At 54.9% G+C, this 17,720-nt stretch carries 8 protein-coding genes and 1 pseudogene; 6 read left to right on the forward strand and 3 right to left on the reverse strand.

Annotated elements, in window-relative coordinates:
- Window positions 1-68: 68 nt before the first annotated feature.
- From CAG29_RS16015 to CAG29_RS16025, 3 genes are read left to right on the forward strand one after another with little or no spacing between them, the layout of a single operon-like run.
- Window positions 69-2,021, forward strand: a complete 1,953-nt coding sequence (locus CAG29_RS16015) for an ABC-three component system protein (RefSeq protein ID WP_085694782.1) — start codon at window positions 69-71, stop codon at window positions 2,019-2,021.
- A 2-nt stretch (window positions 2,022-2,023) separates the two neighbouring features.
- Entirely contained in the window at window positions 2,024-2,617 is a 594-nt protein-coding gene (locus tag CAG29_RS16020; protein WP_085694783.1) for an ABC-three component system middle component 1, read from the forward strand.
- Window positions 2,614-5,607 (forward strand): AAA family ATPase, encoded by a 2,994-nt coding sequence (locus CAG29_RS16025; RefSeq protein WP_085694785.1) that lies wholly within the window; start codon window positions 2,614-2,616, stop codon window positions 5,605-5,607. Before CAG29_RS16020 ends, CAG29_RS16025 begins: the two co-directional genes overlap by 4 nt.
- 315 nt (window positions 5,608-5,922) lie before the next feature.
- Here the strand turns inward: CAG29_RS16025 and CAG29_RS16030 are convergent, their stop codons facing one another.
- Window positions 5,923-6,945 carry a restriction endonuclease gene (locus tag CAG29_RS16030; protein ID WP_139831497.1) on the reverse strand — a complete coding sequence of 341 codons (1,023 nt, stop codon included), beginning with the start codon at window positions 6,943-6,945 and terminating at the stop codon, window positions 5,923-5,925.
- Between the two features lie 695 nt (window positions 6,946-7,640).
- On the opposite strand from CAG29_RS16030, the pseudogene CAG29_RS28785 reads away from it, so the two are divergent.
- The 3 genes and pseudogenes from CAG29_RS28785 to CAG29_RS16045 form a co-directional block, all read left to right on the forward strand.
- A pseudogene (locus CAG29_RS28785) lies at window positions 7,641-7,811 on the forward strand (DoxX family membrane protein); the annotation flags it as partial.
- Window positions 7,812-7,943: 132 nt separating this feature from the next.
- Window positions 7,944-9,704, forward strand: a complete 1,761-nt coding sequence (locus CAG29_RS16040) for a hypothetical protein (RefSeq protein ID WP_085694789.1) — start codon at window positions 7,944-7,946, stop codon at window positions 9,702-9,704.
- Window positions 9,701-11,545: a chemotaxis protein gene (locus tag CAG29_RS16045; protein ID WP_085694791.1), complete on the forward strand. Its 1,845-nt coding sequence runs from the start codon at window positions 9,701-9,703 to the stop codon at window positions 11,543-11,545. Before CAG29_RS16040 ends, CAG29_RS16045 begins: the two co-directional genes overlap by 4 nt.
- An 827-nt stretch (window positions 11,546-12,372) precedes the next feature.
- On the opposite strand, the gene CAG29_RS16055 is transcribed toward CAG29_RS16045, so the two are convergent.
- Window positions 12,373-13,377, reverse strand: coding sequence for a Wadjet anti-phage system protein JetD domain-containing protein (locus CAG29_RS16055; RefSeq protein ID WP_256576794.1), 1,005 nt, complete (start codon window positions 13,375-13,377; stop codon window positions 12,373-12,375).
- Window positions 13,378-13,379: 2 nt separating this feature from the next.
- Window positions 13,380-17,714 (reverse strand): hypothetical protein, encoded by a 4,335-nt coding sequence (locus CAG29_RS16060; protein ID WP_085694794.1) that lies wholly within the window; start codon window positions 17,712-17,714, stop codon window positions 13,380-13,382.
- Between the last annotated feature and the right edge of the window lie 6 nt (window positions 17,715-17,720).

Genomic DNA, 17,720 nt, shown 5'->3' on the forward strand with positions numbered 1-17,720 from the left:
CCGTGTCGCTACTATGTGGCCACCTGCCATTGGTGCCTTTGGTACCGAAATGCTTGAAGGGATTCAGAATGATAAGAAGATTCCGGCTTGAGCAAAAAGGCCGCTACGAGAAGCTGGTAATTGCTCAACGTTTGTCGGACATGGTGGAAAAATACCTGGATGGACGCACTGCCCCCTTGCTGATCGGCGCCGAACAGGGCGGTATCGGCGAATGGGATGACGTGGTCATTTACCACGCGGATGAGCATTACGAGCACTTCCAGATCAAGCGGCAGACGACCCCCTTCAGCGATAAGCACATAGATAAAGCCGCCTACATCAAGTCCTATAAACCCAAAGCCGGCGGCAAGGCGGCAGCGAGTGCAACGCCAGTTGTCCCTTCCGATAGCGCCATCGATTCTGAGCTTGATAAGGCCATGAAGAGCTTGTCTGCCTGGAGTCTCACTCCGCAGTCCAAGCAGCCGCCAGCCCGAGCTTTTTCACTCATCTTGCTCGGCCTTGAAGTCGTCATCAAGGGTAAATCCAGTGACTTCATCACCGCCAACCACCTGCATGAGTTTTGTCGACTGTGCAAGCAGGACGGCCTTGACCTGGCGGCTCTCTCCAGCCGACCCGATATCCCAACGCAGAACGTCTACAAATGGTTGACGACCTGGTGCGGTTTTACCGACTGGGATCATGTTCGACAAACGATGCGGACACTCACGATCCACGCTGTAGGGAGTGAAGAGAGCCTTGAGGCGCGTGCGTGCGAGTCGTTAGGGCGGCACTTCAATGATCCGCGGGCAACTCTTGAGAAGCTCGTGGGGTACATTTCTACGAGCACAACTGATGTTAACGCCATCAGCTGTCATGCGATAGCCAACCATCTCAAAGACGCACGCCGGCCAGATGCTGAGACCTGGACGCAGTACCTCATGAGGCCGCTGGCTGGGTCGAGTTGGATGGTCGCCGGTACCCACAACTTAAATGGTATGACGAGCTTGCCAGCGGCCCATGCTGCCACGGAAGTTGTTTCTCACCACTGGGCAGCGGGCGGTAACAACAGAAGGCTGCGGTTGCACGCTACCTATTGCCCGCCTACTCCAAATACCGTGGCCCTCCCCTCGGCCATCCTTCGGTTAGCCCTGCACTTGAAAAGCGGGAGTCATTGTCTGCTTTTGGGTGAGCCGCTTTGGCGCCAAGGCGCTGGAAATGAGTTGGGTAGAACGCTTGGCATCAGCGAAAATGACCTTGATGAGCTTCCTTGGATAGACAACTCTGAGGCGCTGTCCTGTGCGTCGGGTCGCGAGCTCTCGACGATCCTGGCGACGCGAGATGAATCTTCAGCACTTCACAGGGCAATGAACGATCTTGTGTGGGAGCAGCTACAAGCCCGTATCACGAACAGGTTGAACTCGGTATCCGACACACCATTGCTGACAGCATTGGAATCGAAGTGGCGCTCTTGGGCCGCGGAGCTTACAGCTGACGCCGCTGCGCGTGATTCGCTACTTGAGCAACTGATGTATCCCAAAACAGAAGGTTTGGACGTGAAGCACGCACTGCGCGTCGGGCCTCGTACTGCAGATCTGATGGAAACTGCCATTTTGATGCTGCTTCTGGTGTGCGTCGCGATCGGTAATGACGATTGCAATTGGCGCGAGATTCCAGATCTTGGGGAAGTTCTCAGCATCGCGTTGAAAAATTGGTCAGGCGCTTCAGGCGATCACGCCGGCCCCAGGCCTCTTGCCGATGACCTGATGGCCGTTTTGGGGCCGTCACCGGCGCCGGTGGTTATTCTTGCAGGCGTCGAAGAGTCTCCCACGAGCCTGCTCGAGTCCGGCATGGCTGATGATTTTGAAACCAGCAATAGTATGGCGGCTGAGCGAAAGCCCAGGTTGCTGGTGACTCGATTTGGGGTGCTCAAGTACCTGCGTACCGGGACACTCGTCCAGCTACAGGGGCAATTTAAACGTCATTGGGATGCTTGGCGCGACGCGCGCGAAGCAGCAATCCAAGCTTATGGGGAAGGACACTAATCATGCTGACAGTGCAGGAATTGGCTAACGCAATCACTCAGCGTGTAGAGGGTCGGTATGACGTGTGTCCCAGGGACGTAACGGAGCTTATGCTGCCTGAGGTCGAGTACGACTCGCATGTTCTTCGCCTAAAGCGCTCCCACATCGAACGGGCGGGTTGGCGGACGGTTTTGCTCATCGAGATTCCATTAACGGCCCTGCAAGCTGCCAACCAATGGGCTGCCGATGTCCGGGATGTGCTACCGGAGCCTGAGACTGCCGACCTCTATATGTTTCTGGTGATCAGCGATATCGCGAAAGATGACGCTGCGCGGATTGAGACTGATGACAGGTTTTGTCGCAAGGTTGTTGTGCGCGAATCTGAAGCAACTGGTGATTTTCTTAACCGGACATTCCTGGCGGCCTTGGATCCTGCAGGCGATGTCGAGACGCTGAGCGACCCGTTGGTATCGGCGCTGAACACGCTGTCAGCTGCGCGCCCTTGGTCGGCGCCCCATATCGCTGAGTGGAGAGCGCAGCTTCTAACCAACAAAAACGGAGCGGATGTCGTGCGTGTACTCACCGATTCGCTGAGTGAAATCGAGGTTCAGCCGTGAGCAAGTTGAATTCCATCACCCTGTCGAACCTGCGCAAATTCGGGTCTGACGTCACCATTGAGCTGAGTCCCGGGGCGACTATTTTGCTCGCACCCAATGGTACGGGCAAAACAACGGTATTTGAGGCGATCGAGTTTGGTCTGACCGGGAAGATCGCACGGCTCCGTGACGACATTGCCCACATCATTCGTGATGATCAGTCCGCAGCGTCAGTCAGTCTAAATTTTTCTGAGCTGACCGCGACATCACGCGTGACTGCGGCGGGCAAGGTCAGCCAGGACGGGGACTTAAGCAGCGTCTTTCCTAATGTGTCCGCAAGTGACATCCCTTTCTTACTGCGCCTAACCCACCTTTTGGATCAAAGGGAGAACGGGTGGATCGTCAATGCGGAAGAAAAGGAAGCCGGATCCCAGTTGGCTAAGCTGCCGATTGGTAGCGACGGTTCTAAAGCTCGCGCCACCCTTGCTGCTGTGCGACGGTCGCTGACCGAGCAAAAATCCCGTGCGGAAGAAGTGTTGATCGGGCATGAGACTGATTTGAACGAGTGGATTCGCCTACTTCAAGAGCGTGACATCGCTGCTGCCGGTGCAGTAGGTGCATTACGCCCGCGCGATCGAATTGCTGACGTTCTCTCTGACGCTGCAAACCAGACGCAAAGCCTGAGCCAGATTCCACCTGGCTTGTTGACCGGACCTGTAAGCCAGGATGGGCTGACGCTTGCACACTCCGCACTGTCCGAGATTTTGCAAGGAAAGGTCGAGCGGGCTCGGCAGCATATCTCAAACCTCGCCTTGGTAAATGATCTTGTTGAAAGCTTCGTTGCGGCGCGGAAGCAGCTTGAAAAGCTCAATGCAGACCTCACGGCGGCGAGTGAGACGTTTGACCGCCACACAACTTCAAGGGCTCAAGGCAGTGCCGCATTGCAGGAGCATCAGGCTAGTATCCACTCTGCACAGCAAGAACTTACCAGTATCGGGCAGCAACTTGAGCGCCTGGTTGGAGAAACCACAGCCAAACAGGAGATTGATCACCGTAATGACGCGTTGACGTCAGCAATTGCTGCCCTGCGTGAGGCTGAAAAAAATTCTCATGTACTTCGCGAGCAGCATGAGCACAACCAACGTGTTCGTAACCAGCATGCTCAAATTGACATCCAGCTTCAGGGAATCAACCAGACCGCGCAGCGCCTGGACGCGGGTCGACTAATGCTTGCCGACTGGCAGGCCACTGAGCAGCGGATCAGCGAGATTACCCAGCAAATCACTGTTCTCGAACTGCTCATCGATAAACAGAGCATAGATCGGGAGGCCGAACGTTCTTCGTATGAGACATGTAAAGCTGCGGAGGTCACTGCCCGGGCACATTATGAGATGCTCAGTTCTTCCGCCGACGCAATCCGTCAGGCCGTTGCATCCATAGCGCAACATCTTTCCGCTGACCAAGATCAATGCCCACTTTGCCTGGAGCCGCATGGTGCAGCCAAGCTTCAGTCCCGGGTGGCTCAAGCCCTTGAAGCGATCAACCCGAGTTTGACCGCAGCTGAGCAGCAATTGCGATCTGCGGTGGAAGCGTTGGCGGCCAGTGAGGTCGCGGTTGAGAAAGCGCAGCAAGCACTAGACCTCACCAGACGGGAGTTGGGTGCTTTGGAGTCCAGCCGCCAGGATCTGGGACAGCAAGTTACGCAGTTTCGTACCGATCCGATTTTGGCTAGTGACTCGCTCCCGTTGGCAAGGGAGGCGCTCAGGCTGCAACTCGATAGCATTGCTCCTGCCCAAAAGCGTTTGGCTGATCAGCGAGCGGCATTGGACGCCCTCCCCACTCCTGAAGCCTTTGAACAAACCGAGCGAGCTTTCATTTCGGCACAGCACATGCTTGACTTGGCCCGAGCTCAACAGAGCGAAGCGGCTACACGATTGGATCAAGCAGTCGCCGCACTGGCCGCGCTTACCTCTGGGGAACCGCTGGCTCGAACGCTCGAGCAACTCACAATAGCAAAAGCTCAGTTGGAACAGCAGGTCAGCGACCTGAACGGTAAGGTCGGGACTGTGCAATCCGCCCTGGACACCCAACAGCATCAGTTGCTTGAGTCATCAACCGCTGTCCAGGGGATTGAGGAAGAAATCAGAAGGGTTCAAACGCTCCTTCTGCAATTCCGAGCAAGCTGGCAAGAGCTGGAGTTGACCGGCGACCCACTTGCGGAAGCTGCGCAGGCCCGTGAAGCGACGCTGCGCGCCACGTTGACCCTCCTCGAGGGCTATGTTTCAGCACTCGAAGGCATTGGAGTGGAAATCTCTGCTTGGGCCAAGTTGAATGAATCACAACTGGCCCAGCGGCTGATTGATGCTCAGCGTCTTGACCGTTCAGAAGAGGCCTTCGGAGCTTTCCTCAATGACAGCATCAACGCAGCACGATCCAGCTTCTTGCGATTGACCTTGATCTCGGACGCGATGGATTTGCTGGACGGCTCGCTCAAGAAAGAAATTGAGAACGTTCAGAAGCATGTCGGCAAGGTGGTACCCCGCTGGCAGGCGCTGCTGAAACGAGTCGTGCGGGAGTCTAGGTTCCACGAGGCAAGCCTGAAGTTCTTCAGCTCTTATAACAAGGATCGTGCCGGCGTTTCTGTGCCGCTTGGCAATAAAGCGGTACCGGTACCTGATATCGCGAGTGAGGCACAGTTGACGGATCTTCAATTGACCTTCCTGCTGTCAATGGCCATGAGTCATCAGTGGTCTCCTTGGAAAGCACTATTGTTGGATGATCCGACTCAGCACCACGACCTGGTGCATGCCTCTGCGGTTTTCGATTTGCTGCGTGACTACATCGTTGATCATGGTTTCCAGGTCGTGATCGCTACCCATGACGCTCTGCAGGCGCGCTACTTCCTGCGCAAGCTGCAAAACGACGGGATTGAGGCCAAGATCTGGACGCTCGTGCCGACTGAAAATGGGGTCACTGCGCAAGCAGGGAACTGGAAACAGCGCATTCAATAATGCAGATACCTTTTCGGACGCCGATCTAAGTGCAAGCTGAGCGCGAGCCAAGCCCTAACGAAGGTTTGGTTTCCCGCAGCGGTAGGTATGTAGCGGCCTCGGGGCAGCTGTAGCCCTGGTCCAGCACCAGGCTGGCAGCCTCACGCTTGAAGGCAGGGGTGAAAGTACGTCGTTGTCTGCTCCTCGAACACCTCTGCATGGCGATCATCTTGCCTAAAAAGTGTCCAGGGTTAGTAGACCACTACACCGAAAAAAACGAAGGGCTGAGCGTCCAGCCCTTGCCCTTGCCATGCTCCAATGTTCCTCTTTGAAGGACTACCCATGGAGTGTTCTATCGATCCAAGCATCCAGGTCATTCCTATCAACTTTGCCTAGCCAGTAACGGTCGCGCTCTACACGCTTCAAGGCATCGTGTGTAAGAAAGCTTGTGGTGACAAGAATTGCTTTGCTCGCTTTATGCTCATTCCGAACATCGGCCAGTTCCTTGATAGTTGAAATTCCAACCTTTCTGGATGCGCGGTTTTTCTTGGCCTGCCATAAAGCTTTAAACATTCCTGTCTCTCCCAGATCCTTAACAGCAACAACATCGACACCCCCATCCTTGGTGCCGCGCATCAGCTCAATTTCATAACCATCGAATGCCAGGAGCTCAGATATCAAGATCTCAAAATCACGCCAACCAAGTTGATCAAGAGTTTGGATTTTTCTTTGCAGTCTAGACAGGATGGTGAGGCTGGGTGAATGCTCGGCAAGGAGAATCTGTGTGCTCGGAAGAATTAGAGTTTCAGGCTCGAATATGCACTCGCTATCAACGTGGAATTTCCCGTCAATTTGGTATTTCCAGTGGTTGGCGTGCTTGGCGAGGGGCATTCGCGAGATAAGTAGTACCTGGTTGCTGGCGTTCAAATCCAAGATCATGTCGGCTACACGCACGGCCTGGACTTGATAACGGTCTGCTTCGTCAACAATTAACAGCAGCTCTCCTGTTGATGCATAGCCCATCAATGAATCATGGATGGCGTGCTGCTCCAACTGTTGGAACGTAAGCGCAGCACCATTACTAGACTCGGTGAACAAAGCTCGCGAAGGTCGATCAACGACGATCGGCCCGGAAGCCAGCCTGTCGACCCATTGACTCGTAAGAGACTGATGGTCTGAAATGAACGCAACCTTCTTAGCCTGACCACTTTTCAATTTTGCGGAGGCTGCGTGGATTGATGCGGTAGTCTTACCTTGACCAAACCCAGCAACAAGGGTGTTCCAAGGAGTAGTAGAGGCCGCAAATTTAGTAACGAAATCTCTTTGCCAACCGCTCAGCGAAAGTTCTTGAGTGTCCAAATTACTGTCCTTTTATATTCGGGCTGGCTACTGCGCTGCATGTCTACTTGTCACCCTTCGTGGTAAAGGATGCAATTGAAGCTGCTGAGGTGCAATGCCGTCAGATCCCCAGATCGACTGCTATCAACGTATCTTGCTGCGAGGGTCTGACACGGCCCTTTTCCATCAGGCGGCGGAGAAGCTCATTTCGAAGGTAGAACCGCAGGCGCTCCCGGATCATGAGGTATCGCGTCTAGGACGGATCACAGGCTTCGCAAAAGATGACTGTTCTTAGAGCTCCGAACGCAGCGGCGCCTATTTCCTTCTCATAGAGCCGGGTTTGTGGGTCGAATCCCGACTTGCGCTGGTAGCTGCTGAGCACCTAACGCCAAACCAGCTCAAGCGACGGGCCGTGGAGATCGGCAGCACCGCGCCAGACTTCGGTCTCTAGGTCATCATGCATGATGTGCTCTTCCGGAAGCGGTATATGCAGCGGCAATTTTCGGATAAACCATGCCTTTAATTCAATATGCAGGAGCCTACGCATGCACGTCTCGTTTAACCTCAACCACAATGACAGGGAAGCACTGCTTCGCCACTGTAAGAAGTTCGTTGCCGAGACTGTCTCCTGCAGCTTGCCCTGTTCAACCTGCTCAAGGCCGGTCACTTTCACAAAGTGACCAGCTTGAGACAGCTGGTGTGCGAAAGCGGAGCCCGTGTTGTACGGCCTAACCAAACTCTTTGTCTTTACCCCAGCAGGCACTGCCGCGTTCTTCCAACCCGTAGGCTTTTCTGGGTTGCTCGCGGGGCCTGTCATGGGCTTTGAAATTATCGGTGGTGCCTTGTTGATCCTAGGCGTGGACTCGCGCTGGATAGCGGATGCAGCAAGGAAACCACCGGACAGCCTACAAGTGATAAAGCAGGCGCAAGCCACTCGCCTCCGTGCAGCAGAGGCCGTAACATCCTGAATATGAAAGCTCGGCAACGCCTGAGCAATGGACTGCTTAGAAGGAGCTGAGATGACCAACCCATCACGAGATGAAATCGTTGTAGCTGCTGCAGAGGGCAAACTGCTCGATCTGATTTTTGTGGACAGCTGGCAGCACGACAGCGAGCCGTTTTCCCAAGCCTTGATCGATGCTCATCAATCCAATGATGTCGATCTGCGTACCCTGCTCCCCTTGCCTGAACAGACCAGGTTCGAGAGAAGCGACTTGAATCTGGGTATGACGATTCTCCTGCCTGCTTTAGGCTCTATTGCAACCAGCGGTAACGATCTGCTCGAACTGATGGCTGGGGCCATTCCACTCGACGACCCCATGTGCATGCATTCGCCGTACACGGAGTTAGTGAAGTGGTGCCGTGCTTCACCTAAACATCCCCTTGAGCTACTAGGGCTGATCGAATCGGGCGTCCCCCTCGCTCAAAGATTCCCTTGCGTACAGGCCTGTATCAGTACCGGGCTCTCGGTAGATGCAGCTTTTTACCAGGCCAAGGCTGTTGAGTTTCTCGAAAATGGTAACGCTCACCAGCGCGCCCAAGCAGCCAGAGCCCTCGGTAATTTGTCTGTCGAGGTGCGGGGCACGGATTTCGGCCTGATTGAAACCATCCTTGCCGTGATCGATCGGGAGACTGAGACTTCCGTGCGCGACGCGCTCCTCACGCTGGCACTAGCATGGCAGAAAGATGCTCCTCCAGAACTGGAGCAGCCAACGTACAGGCTGGTCGAGAGGGCCACTACCCCCATCACGTTAACGGCAAAAAAAGCGATCGCACTAGAGTTGATGCGCGACTCCAATCCCTACGGAACTCAAGTCCGGCGAGATCTCCTTGCCCTTGTGGCATCAGGTCATCCAGAGGACGAAGTCGTCCATTTGCTGGACAACGTACTGGCTGGGCTCATCAGGAGAGGGCAGGTGTCGGAGGCTAAGGACGTGGTCGAGAAACTGATCCTGGGCGACTCAGGCGTACCGTTTTCTCGCTTCACTTCCGTCCGGCATCAACTCGAGAGCGGAGACGCTGTGATTTTGGATAAGTGGGTCGTAGACTGGCTTCGGACTGAGTCACTAGACCTGTCTCTAGCTCTAAGACGCAGCCTGTTTACAGCCAGTGAGGGGCGAGTCTTCAAGTTTGATTTCAGCCAGGCACCGGACATACCTGAAAGCGATTACCAGTTCATCGCGAGCAGAGCGCTTGGCGTCTTCTTCTCAAAGCAAGTCTTCGTTGCCTCCCTCATCGTCAGCCTGATGCGGAACGCCACGCATGCGACATTAATTGCACTGAGGGGCCTGCTGTTCGATCCAGTGCTGATTAACTACTCCGGGTTGCGAGCAGATTACCTTGATGCAATCGCGGCAGAGTCCTCTGACCCAGCGTCGGAGGCAGTCCAGCAAGTATTGGAAGAACTGAAGGCGTATTTGGAAGGCCTTGGGGAGGAGTACATCCGCGAATTGCAGCCTTCTGAACGTGAGCGTCAACTGGAGCATTATCGAAGAAATGAGGAAATGCAAAATCAGATGGTGGAGGCTCGCAAGTCTTCGATCTTAGCGAATCTGGCCAGCGAAAAAATCCTGCTTTACGGCACTGGCATGGCCAGCTGGATACCGGAGTTCCCGCCTCCACAGGACATTGCCGAAGGTGAAATGGGGCCGATGCGACGCATGGAGCAATCCCTGGCAACAATTCAACACACCTTCCAGTTACCCCGGCATTCGGTTCTAGAGCCCTCCACGCTAGAGCTTCAAATACTCAATTTCTTGCACGAGAAGCGCATGCTATGAAACTCGTCTTCCGTGAGTACCTCGCCTCGCTTCGCGAACGCAATGAGCTGGATGTCGTTTTGCCCGATCTATTGAGCGAGCTTGGCTTCAACGTGATCTCGCGTCCTTCGACGGGGCCACGCCAGTTCGGCGTGGATGTCGCCGCCGTGGGCCCTATGGTGGATGGCGAGCAAAAGCTCTACCTTTTTACAATAAAACAGGGCGACCTGACGCGGGCAGAATGGGATGCAGTGCCTCAAGGGGTACGAACCTCAATCAACGAGATCCTTGATGGTTACGTTACCAAGCGAATCGCGCCCCAGTACGAATCACTGAAGATCGTGATCTGCCTGTGCTTCGGGGGCAGTGTGAAAGAGGCTGTGAGGGACAATCTAACAGGCATCATCGAAAGAGAAACTACTGACAAGATCTCATTCGAGGAGTGGAACGGCGATTACATGGCCGGCTTGCTTGCTGATGGCGTATTACAACACCAGCATGTGAGCAAGAGCCTCCAGTCGCGGTTCCAAAAATCCATTGCGATGCTCGACGAGCCTGACGTCTCGGTACAGCATTTCACCGCACTGATTGAAGGGCTCGTGGAGGCCGACAACCAAGAAGCCCTGCAACGGCTCGCCACGCTGCGACAAATGTACATCTGTCTCTCGGTGCTGTTCGTCTGGGCACGTACGCAGAAAAATCTTGAAGCCCCCTACAGAGCCAGCGAGCTGGTCATTCTCCGCGCATGGGAATTGGTCAAGAGTGATATAGAAGCTGCATCGACCGGACACACGCGTATCGGTCTGACTTTCGGCGAGCTGCTGGATTTGCACACCAAAATCTGGACGGAGCTAATGGGTGAGAAGATCTTGCCGCTCACAGCAAAGCGAGATGCGCTAGGCAGCTCCGTGAACTCTCACTGTTCTGTGGACATCAACCTCAAACTGTTTGAGACCTTGGGGCGTATCGCGGTGAGGGGGCTGTGGGTTCTATGGCCCCACCTGGACGGTAATGGGCTGCGAGTTCTTGATGCCTCCGAGGTACCAGAGGAAGCGTCGAAGCTCGCCTCCCACATTGCCGAGCTCATCAAGAACAACCGCGCACTGCTCTCCCCGATAGCCGACGAGCAGGTGATCGAAATCACTTGCGCCTTCATGTTCCTGTCAATAATGCGGGAGTGGCGAAGCTATGCACGGGATTACAGCGATGAGCTCCTGAGCTACTACCACTTCAATTTCACTAGGCACTATCAGTACCCCACCATCCACGGCAGCTACCAGGATCTAATACGGCACCCCCAAGCTAGGACTGAAGCCTACCGGGCGCAGCAAACGAAGGGTAGCGTTCTCATACCGATCATGGTGCTCTGGGCCACTCTGGATGGCGAATCGGAATATAGCGAGCGATTTGCTCAATTCGTACGAAGCGAGATGAAACATTGCAATCAGCAGGTCTGGATGCCTGGGGCAGATACCGAGGCTCTGTTGTATCTCAGCAGACCGTCGCATGGGCTAGCGCTGTGTGACGTACCCATCACGGGTGATGGCGAGGCAGCCAGAAAAATCCTGGAGAGAGAATGCGCTGCAGACGGGGATTACTCCCGCCTCTCTGCTGTTCAACTAGAACATTGGCCGCTGCTGGTCATGGCTTGCCGTCATAGCCGGCTACCACTTCCGCCACAGCTCTGGTTCCCAGTAATCGCCAAGGAAACCACGAACACGGATGCGGATTCCTGGCAGCCCACTGATGAGACTGTCCAAGCGCATTGGGCGTTCTGGTATTCGCGCCGTGCCGGCGCGAACCTGAGGTCGGACGGCGATGGAAAGATTCACTTTATACCTTTGCCGATATGGGACAGCTAGTCGGCCGACTAGCCATCTCTATATAGGAATTTCGTGCATTCCATGCAGCTCAGCTGATGCTAGAGCTGCCGTGGCAAATTAGCCCGACTTGCAGGTGTGTGAACAAGGCAGAGGCGGCTCTAGTCTGTGCCCGAGAAACTGCCTCACTGCAGCCCTGACTCAAACTCAGCCTAGTCATTAGAATGCAGCCCACGCAAGTCAGCTCCCATGGCAGCGGACATCACTGGATTAACAGGATTTCGAATTAAGGTACCCCCTGCCCCACCTACGTCTCTCGCTAATCTACGACGGTCGATGTGTTGGCGGATCGAAACAGGTTGAAGCTGGCCCAGCAGTGCCTGGCTAAGGCGTTACCATAGTACTTGAGGCCTACGTGGATTACCCCCCTAAGTATTGGAGGGATTGCCTGCGTTTGGATTAAACCGAGTTAGTACAGGGGCAGCTTGTGATCGGCGGGTACGTCAGTCATTCAGTCTCTCCCTTGTACAGGTTAAATGTTCTGCACAGAAGTCTGTGTAGGAGCGTACAACTGCGGAAGGGTGGCGAAGCCGCCTATAGACCAAGTGCAACGGAGAACGAGGAAATGGATGCGCTGGGAGCACTTCAATCAACCTACCGCTCCTTAGTGCTCGGCCGCCAAAAATGACGGTAGCTCTGTGAGGATGTCGCCTGCCAACGCTCGATCCATGAGGTGTAGGTAGCCATTGATCAAGAGGCTGGCGTCCACCTCTACAGGAGATGCACCTAATCGCCAAATAGGCCTTTCATCCATAGCGGATCCCCAGGTTGCACAGGGGAGCCTTGAAACATCGGCAGCCCCTCCTCAATCAAAACCTCTTGGCCCTGCCGTTCATCTCGAACACTTGCTCACGGCCAACGCCTTCCTGAGGCAGGAAAAGCCCTTCCTTCCAGAGCGCCAGTATTTCCTGAGCTTGTTCAGGGAGCCAGTCCTCTACCCGCTCAGCTCCAGCCCCAACAACCACATCTAAAGGCCTCGCCTGGCCCAAATCCTGAAGCATCCTGTAGAGCCAGGTAGCAGGCCTTAGCTGGATGCTGTGATCGCGGTTGTACCGAAGCGGGATGTTGATACCCGTCGGATCGAGATCGCCGAAATATTCGGCACCAGCACCCTCGACCTCAAGCAGAACCTCATCCAACGCGGTTCCCGTTGACGTGAACGCATTCCCACTGCCGTAAACGACCGCTGCATAACGGCCCGTTTCGACGTTCCAGGCGCCAAGGCTGGCAAAGGTGTGGTGATTTTCGATCACCAGCACAGGTCGACCAGAACGACCTGGGGATGGCCGATACGCAAGTGGCATATCGACCCTCTCAGCACCTATGACAGCGAGGGGCAGACGCCCGCTGAAAAGCGACGAGCCCTTAACTCGGAGGTCGAGGAATTTCTCGTTGCCGAAGATATCCAGGGAGCGCTCCCGCATCGGAACCATCTGAAAGCATCCATCGCGCTGGATCAGCCACTCATTGATCACCTTGGCGGTCGCCTTCTCCGATTCGGTCAGGTTCATCCAAAACCCGAGCTCAGGGCGCCAGGAGATCGCTGCCCAGTCCATTTTGATGGCCGTGATTTTTTCGATATTCATCGTCACGAATCTAGGCATCGCCAGGGAGCCAAAGCTCTCGAAGCTGCGGGGTGCAGGAAGCTTCAGGAGTCCACGGTCTGCGGCTACGTGCAGAGCCTTAAGAATCAGGCTGTCGCGGTTAGGGTGTTCCTGTTGCTCAGGATGCAACTCCAGCCAAAGAGTGCGCAGGTAGAGGAGTTCTACACGCTTATTGCGACGCTTCTTAAGCACCTCAAAAAAAGATTCCACGGTTAAACACTCCAGGCAGGTTGTTGGATTACCGTGTTGACGGTCGACTTGACCATCTGGAGCTGCGTCCGCTTGGTGACCGAGTTAACCCCTCCCTTACGCAGGCGGATGACCTTCTGGAAGCCGGCCAGTGTGTTCACCTCTTTAGTCGCCGTGAAGAAGATCAGTTGAACACCGACGGCTTTAGCCAGCATCAGCTGAACATCAATCAGGGCTCTGGTCTGCACCTTGGCAAACGGGTTATCGAGGATCAGCGGACAACCACTATCGCCCCCAGAAGAGACCCTTGAGTCAGCGCGGAGCTTCGAGATCAGCAGGTACAGGAAAATGGCGATCACCACGCTTTGGCCGCCCGACATTTTCAATGAGTTGGCGAACTGGTACTGGTGGCTGACGTTCTGCTCCATCTGCAGGATCTGCAGCCCGAACGCACGTTGGGGCGCGAAGAGGACAAGCCCATCAGACACCAGGTTCGAGCCATTCTCCGGGATGTGGTTATCCTCGATCAGCTTGTTGAGGTAACCGGCGATAATCACCTTGCCCGACTCCTTCACGATGCCCGTGATTTGCTCTTTCAACCGGATGATGGGCTTCCCGCCGACATACGGAGCATCGATAGGCACCGTGACCTTCGCCGCCCGGTTTAGCACCGAGGCGCCCTGCTCGATCAGCTGCTGCAACTCGCCTACGCAGCGGTCAAAATCAGGCACCATTTCACTCAATTGTGACTCGGTGACCTTAATGCGCTCGTCCACGAGCTCCTGCAGATCGTCATAGTCGTTGCAGGCCTGATCGAAGTTGAATTCATAGAGCTTCACCGACAGCTCTGGAGCCAGTGCCCTGAATTCCGGTAGTGATGCGATAGCCTGATACAATCGGTACTTGCTATTAGCATCCGACCTTTTTGTTTCTACGGCGGCACTGATCTCCCGATTGTGCTTCAGGAGTTCACCAACCTGGTCTTTGCCGCTGTCGATCAGCTCAATGTACTCGCCGGCAACGGTGTCGACCGACATGGCATTGCGGAGCATCTTGAGGTTGTCGTTCAGATCCTTGAGTAGAAGTTCTCGCCCTACCTTCTCTCCACTGGCTTTTTCGTACTCCACGCTATCAGCATCGACAGTGCGCTGTAGGGTCGAAATATCTTCGGCAAGCGCTTCAATTCGCAGATACACATCGTCATCGGACAGCTGCAGCATGGCCTCGGAAACCGGCGCTGGTTTGTGCAGTTGGATGAACTGCACGCTGTTGCTATCAGCCACCGCAAACTGACCACTCAGCTCGCGACTAACTTCCTCAAGCCGATCATTCTCGGATTCCTGGTTTTTTCGCTCCTGCACAAGTTCAAGGCTGAGGAATGGCTCAACCTCTGACTTGGCCACGCCGGCATAGTCTTGATCGAACGCCTTCCGCGCCTCAGCTTCCTCGTGGCGATGATATTCAACACTCTTCAGGCGGACTCCAATTCGGTCTTTTTCCGCGTACTCGAAAAGCGACTTGACGCTCTCGTAGGTACTGATCATCACCTCCAGGCTAAAACCAGGCTCGAGCGCGCCGCCTGGCTCCCCCTCCGTATAGAACTGAACCGCAGACTTCTGTGCTTCCAGCGCCTTTATCCGCTCACTGAGGCGGTGAAAATTCTCCTGGGAGTCATTGATGATTTCGCCATTGCCCTCGACCAGATCATCCAAAACCTGCTTGCGGGCTAACAATTCCGCCAGCGCGCCCTGCACAACAACAAGTCGTGCAGCCTTCCCTGCAAGAGGCTGCTCCCAATCGTTACGGTAGTCGGTCAGCCGGGTGATCAACAGATTGATATTGGTGATGTCAGCCGGGATTGTCCTCAGCTTCAGGTTAAGCTGGTTAGCGAGCTCCATTTCCTTGGCAGCGTCTTCCATGCATTCCTTTTCACTCTCCCTTAGGGCTTCGACTTGGTCGTGGAGGAGATTCTTCTCGCGACGCATCTCAGCCATACGGGCTTGGCCGTAGAGCTCCAGATAGCGGTCAAGCTTTCGGCTGGCCGTGCGGGCGTCCGAAAGGTTGCGCTTATAATCCCCTTGCTCTTCTTCTACCCGGTCGATATTGCGTTCGAAATTCTCCAGAACACCTTTCGCAGCCTCATAGTTGTATGCAGCGTCATCAGCGGCGCCGATGACCAGAAGGTCCTCGGTAGTCGCTGTTTGATCCAGCGTCACGACGGCCACAGCGACAGGAGCGGCAAGGCTCAGATTCGCCTTCGATAGCAGGTTGCGGGTCTTATCCCACTCACCCTGTGCGACACAGACCCCGAGAAAACGAGCAGGGGCAGAAATCACCAGATCGCGAGACTTCTGAGCATCGGGGACGAGCTCGGCCAGGTAAGTGTTGGCCGCTCGGGCTGATTGCACCCGATTCTCCGTCAGAAACCGGACAACAGCCTCGACATCATGGCTATAACCACCCAACCCGGTTTCCGATATCGACTTTTTTGCCTCTTCAAGATTAGCCAGGAGGATGTCACACCGACGGATTTCATTCGTCAGTGACTGCTCGTAATCGTTAAGCAGCCTCGGCAGCGTTTCAGCATCCGGGTCGGCAAGATCCAACTCCTGAAGACGGGCCAGGACGCTAGATTGCTCGAGATCCTCTTTTAGACACTCGGCAGAATCCAATCGGCCTGCGACAGCCTGCTCCTCCAACTCCGTAGCCTGAGCTTTAAGGCCCAGGTCTTTTGCTTGTTCAGAAAAGCCCTTGGCCTTGGCCTCATGCTGGGCCTTCTCAGCCTCAAGACGCTCCTGGTTACTGTGCAGGATTTCTACCTGAGCTTCGTGCCTAGTGATGGCCGATTCAGCATCTGGATCATAAGGATTGATGACCCCTTCATTGCGCAGCCGCTCCTGCTGCGCCGCTTCACCCTTAATAAAGGCGGCAAGGTCGCTTTCCTCCCGCGTCAGAACATTTTGCTCGGAACCATTCGCGATGATCTCTTGTTTGGCTTGCTCGGTGGAGGCTTCGGCAGCCTTGCGCTTGTCTACAAAGCCATCTTTCTCAGTCGTGGCAAGCTCCAGGTGATAGTCGTAGGCGGCGCGCAAAAGTGCTCCCTGCTCATCAACCTTCTCCCTGATTGGCTTAAGATCTTCCTGCTCCTCTTTTAAGGATTCCTCTTCGATACGCAGCTTTTGCTGAGCCTCGAGCACCTTCTTGTGCGCGGTGGCAGCCTGTACCAGGCGCAAGCGTTTACGACCATGTTCAAGGTCAGCGGCAGAAGCCAGATACGCCGATTTGGCGCGTTCACTGATGCGGGACAGCTCAAGGGCTTTATATGTCAGGGACTGCGCCTGGCAGCTTTTGATCATCCCCTCATTTGCAGTGATCGTATCCTTTAGCGATTCGAGGGAAAGCTTGAGTTCACCCAACGCTTTAGAGACCTCGCCCGTCGAAGTCTCGATGGCAAACGCAAGGCCCGAAGCACGGCTAAGCAGCCCTTGTTGCTCAGTCTTCTTGGCTACATAGGATTTCGAGGCATGACCGAATGGCAGCATCTGAGCCGACAGCCGATTAAGCAGCGCCAGGGTTTGATCCATTTGCGGCTTATTCTTCATCTTGTCCGCCACGTTGGCGACCATCTGCCTGACGTCAGCCACACGATCCGAAGGCAGGGAGAGAATCATCAGTTTATTGACCAGATCGGCCTCATCTTTGAAGGCCAGGAAGCCCTCATCGACACCACCCTCCTGGGAGTTGAATTTGACCTGCATCTTAAGCAGCTCAATGTCGATATTGCGGACTTCGGTTAGGTGCTTGACCCAGTCGTTATTTTGCCTCGTGTGAAAAAAATCGCCCTTGGATCTGCGCGCCGCCTGGTGAATCCAACCGATGAACTCAGCGAACGTTTTAATACCAGCGGTCAAGCCCAGACCGGGCGCAGGAACATCCTCGAAGGAGAGACCGGCCAGTGATTCGAAGGCGAAAAATACCCGCTGCAAATTGGCTTCGCGGTCGAGACCTTCTTGAACCGCGACAGCCTGCCCCATGATCACCTTTGTGTTAGGCGCGCCTGGGCGGCGCGAAGGCATCGACCACTCCACGAGGATGAACGACAGCTCGCCACCCTGATCGAAGTAGTCCTGCATCTTGTGGTTCGACTGCTGGATGTGCTGAATAAACCTCGACTTGTGCGGGTCGAAAAGGCTGAACACATAGGACAACAGGGAGGTTTTACCACCCATGTTTTCCAGATTGATGATCGCGTTGACTGCCTCGCGCGTCACCGGATCGGTCAGATCAAAATCATGTGAGTCATACCACGCAGTGTTGGTACCGAAACTGCTGACGAAGAAGCGGCTGATGCAGTTCATGAAAAG

The organism is Pseudomonas sp. B7(2017) (genome assembly GCF_002112745.1).
In the GTDB taxonomy this organism is placed as follows: Bacteria; Pseudomonadota; Gammaproteobacteria; order Pseudomonadales; family Pseudomonadaceae; genus Aquipseudomonas; species Aquipseudomonas ekonensis.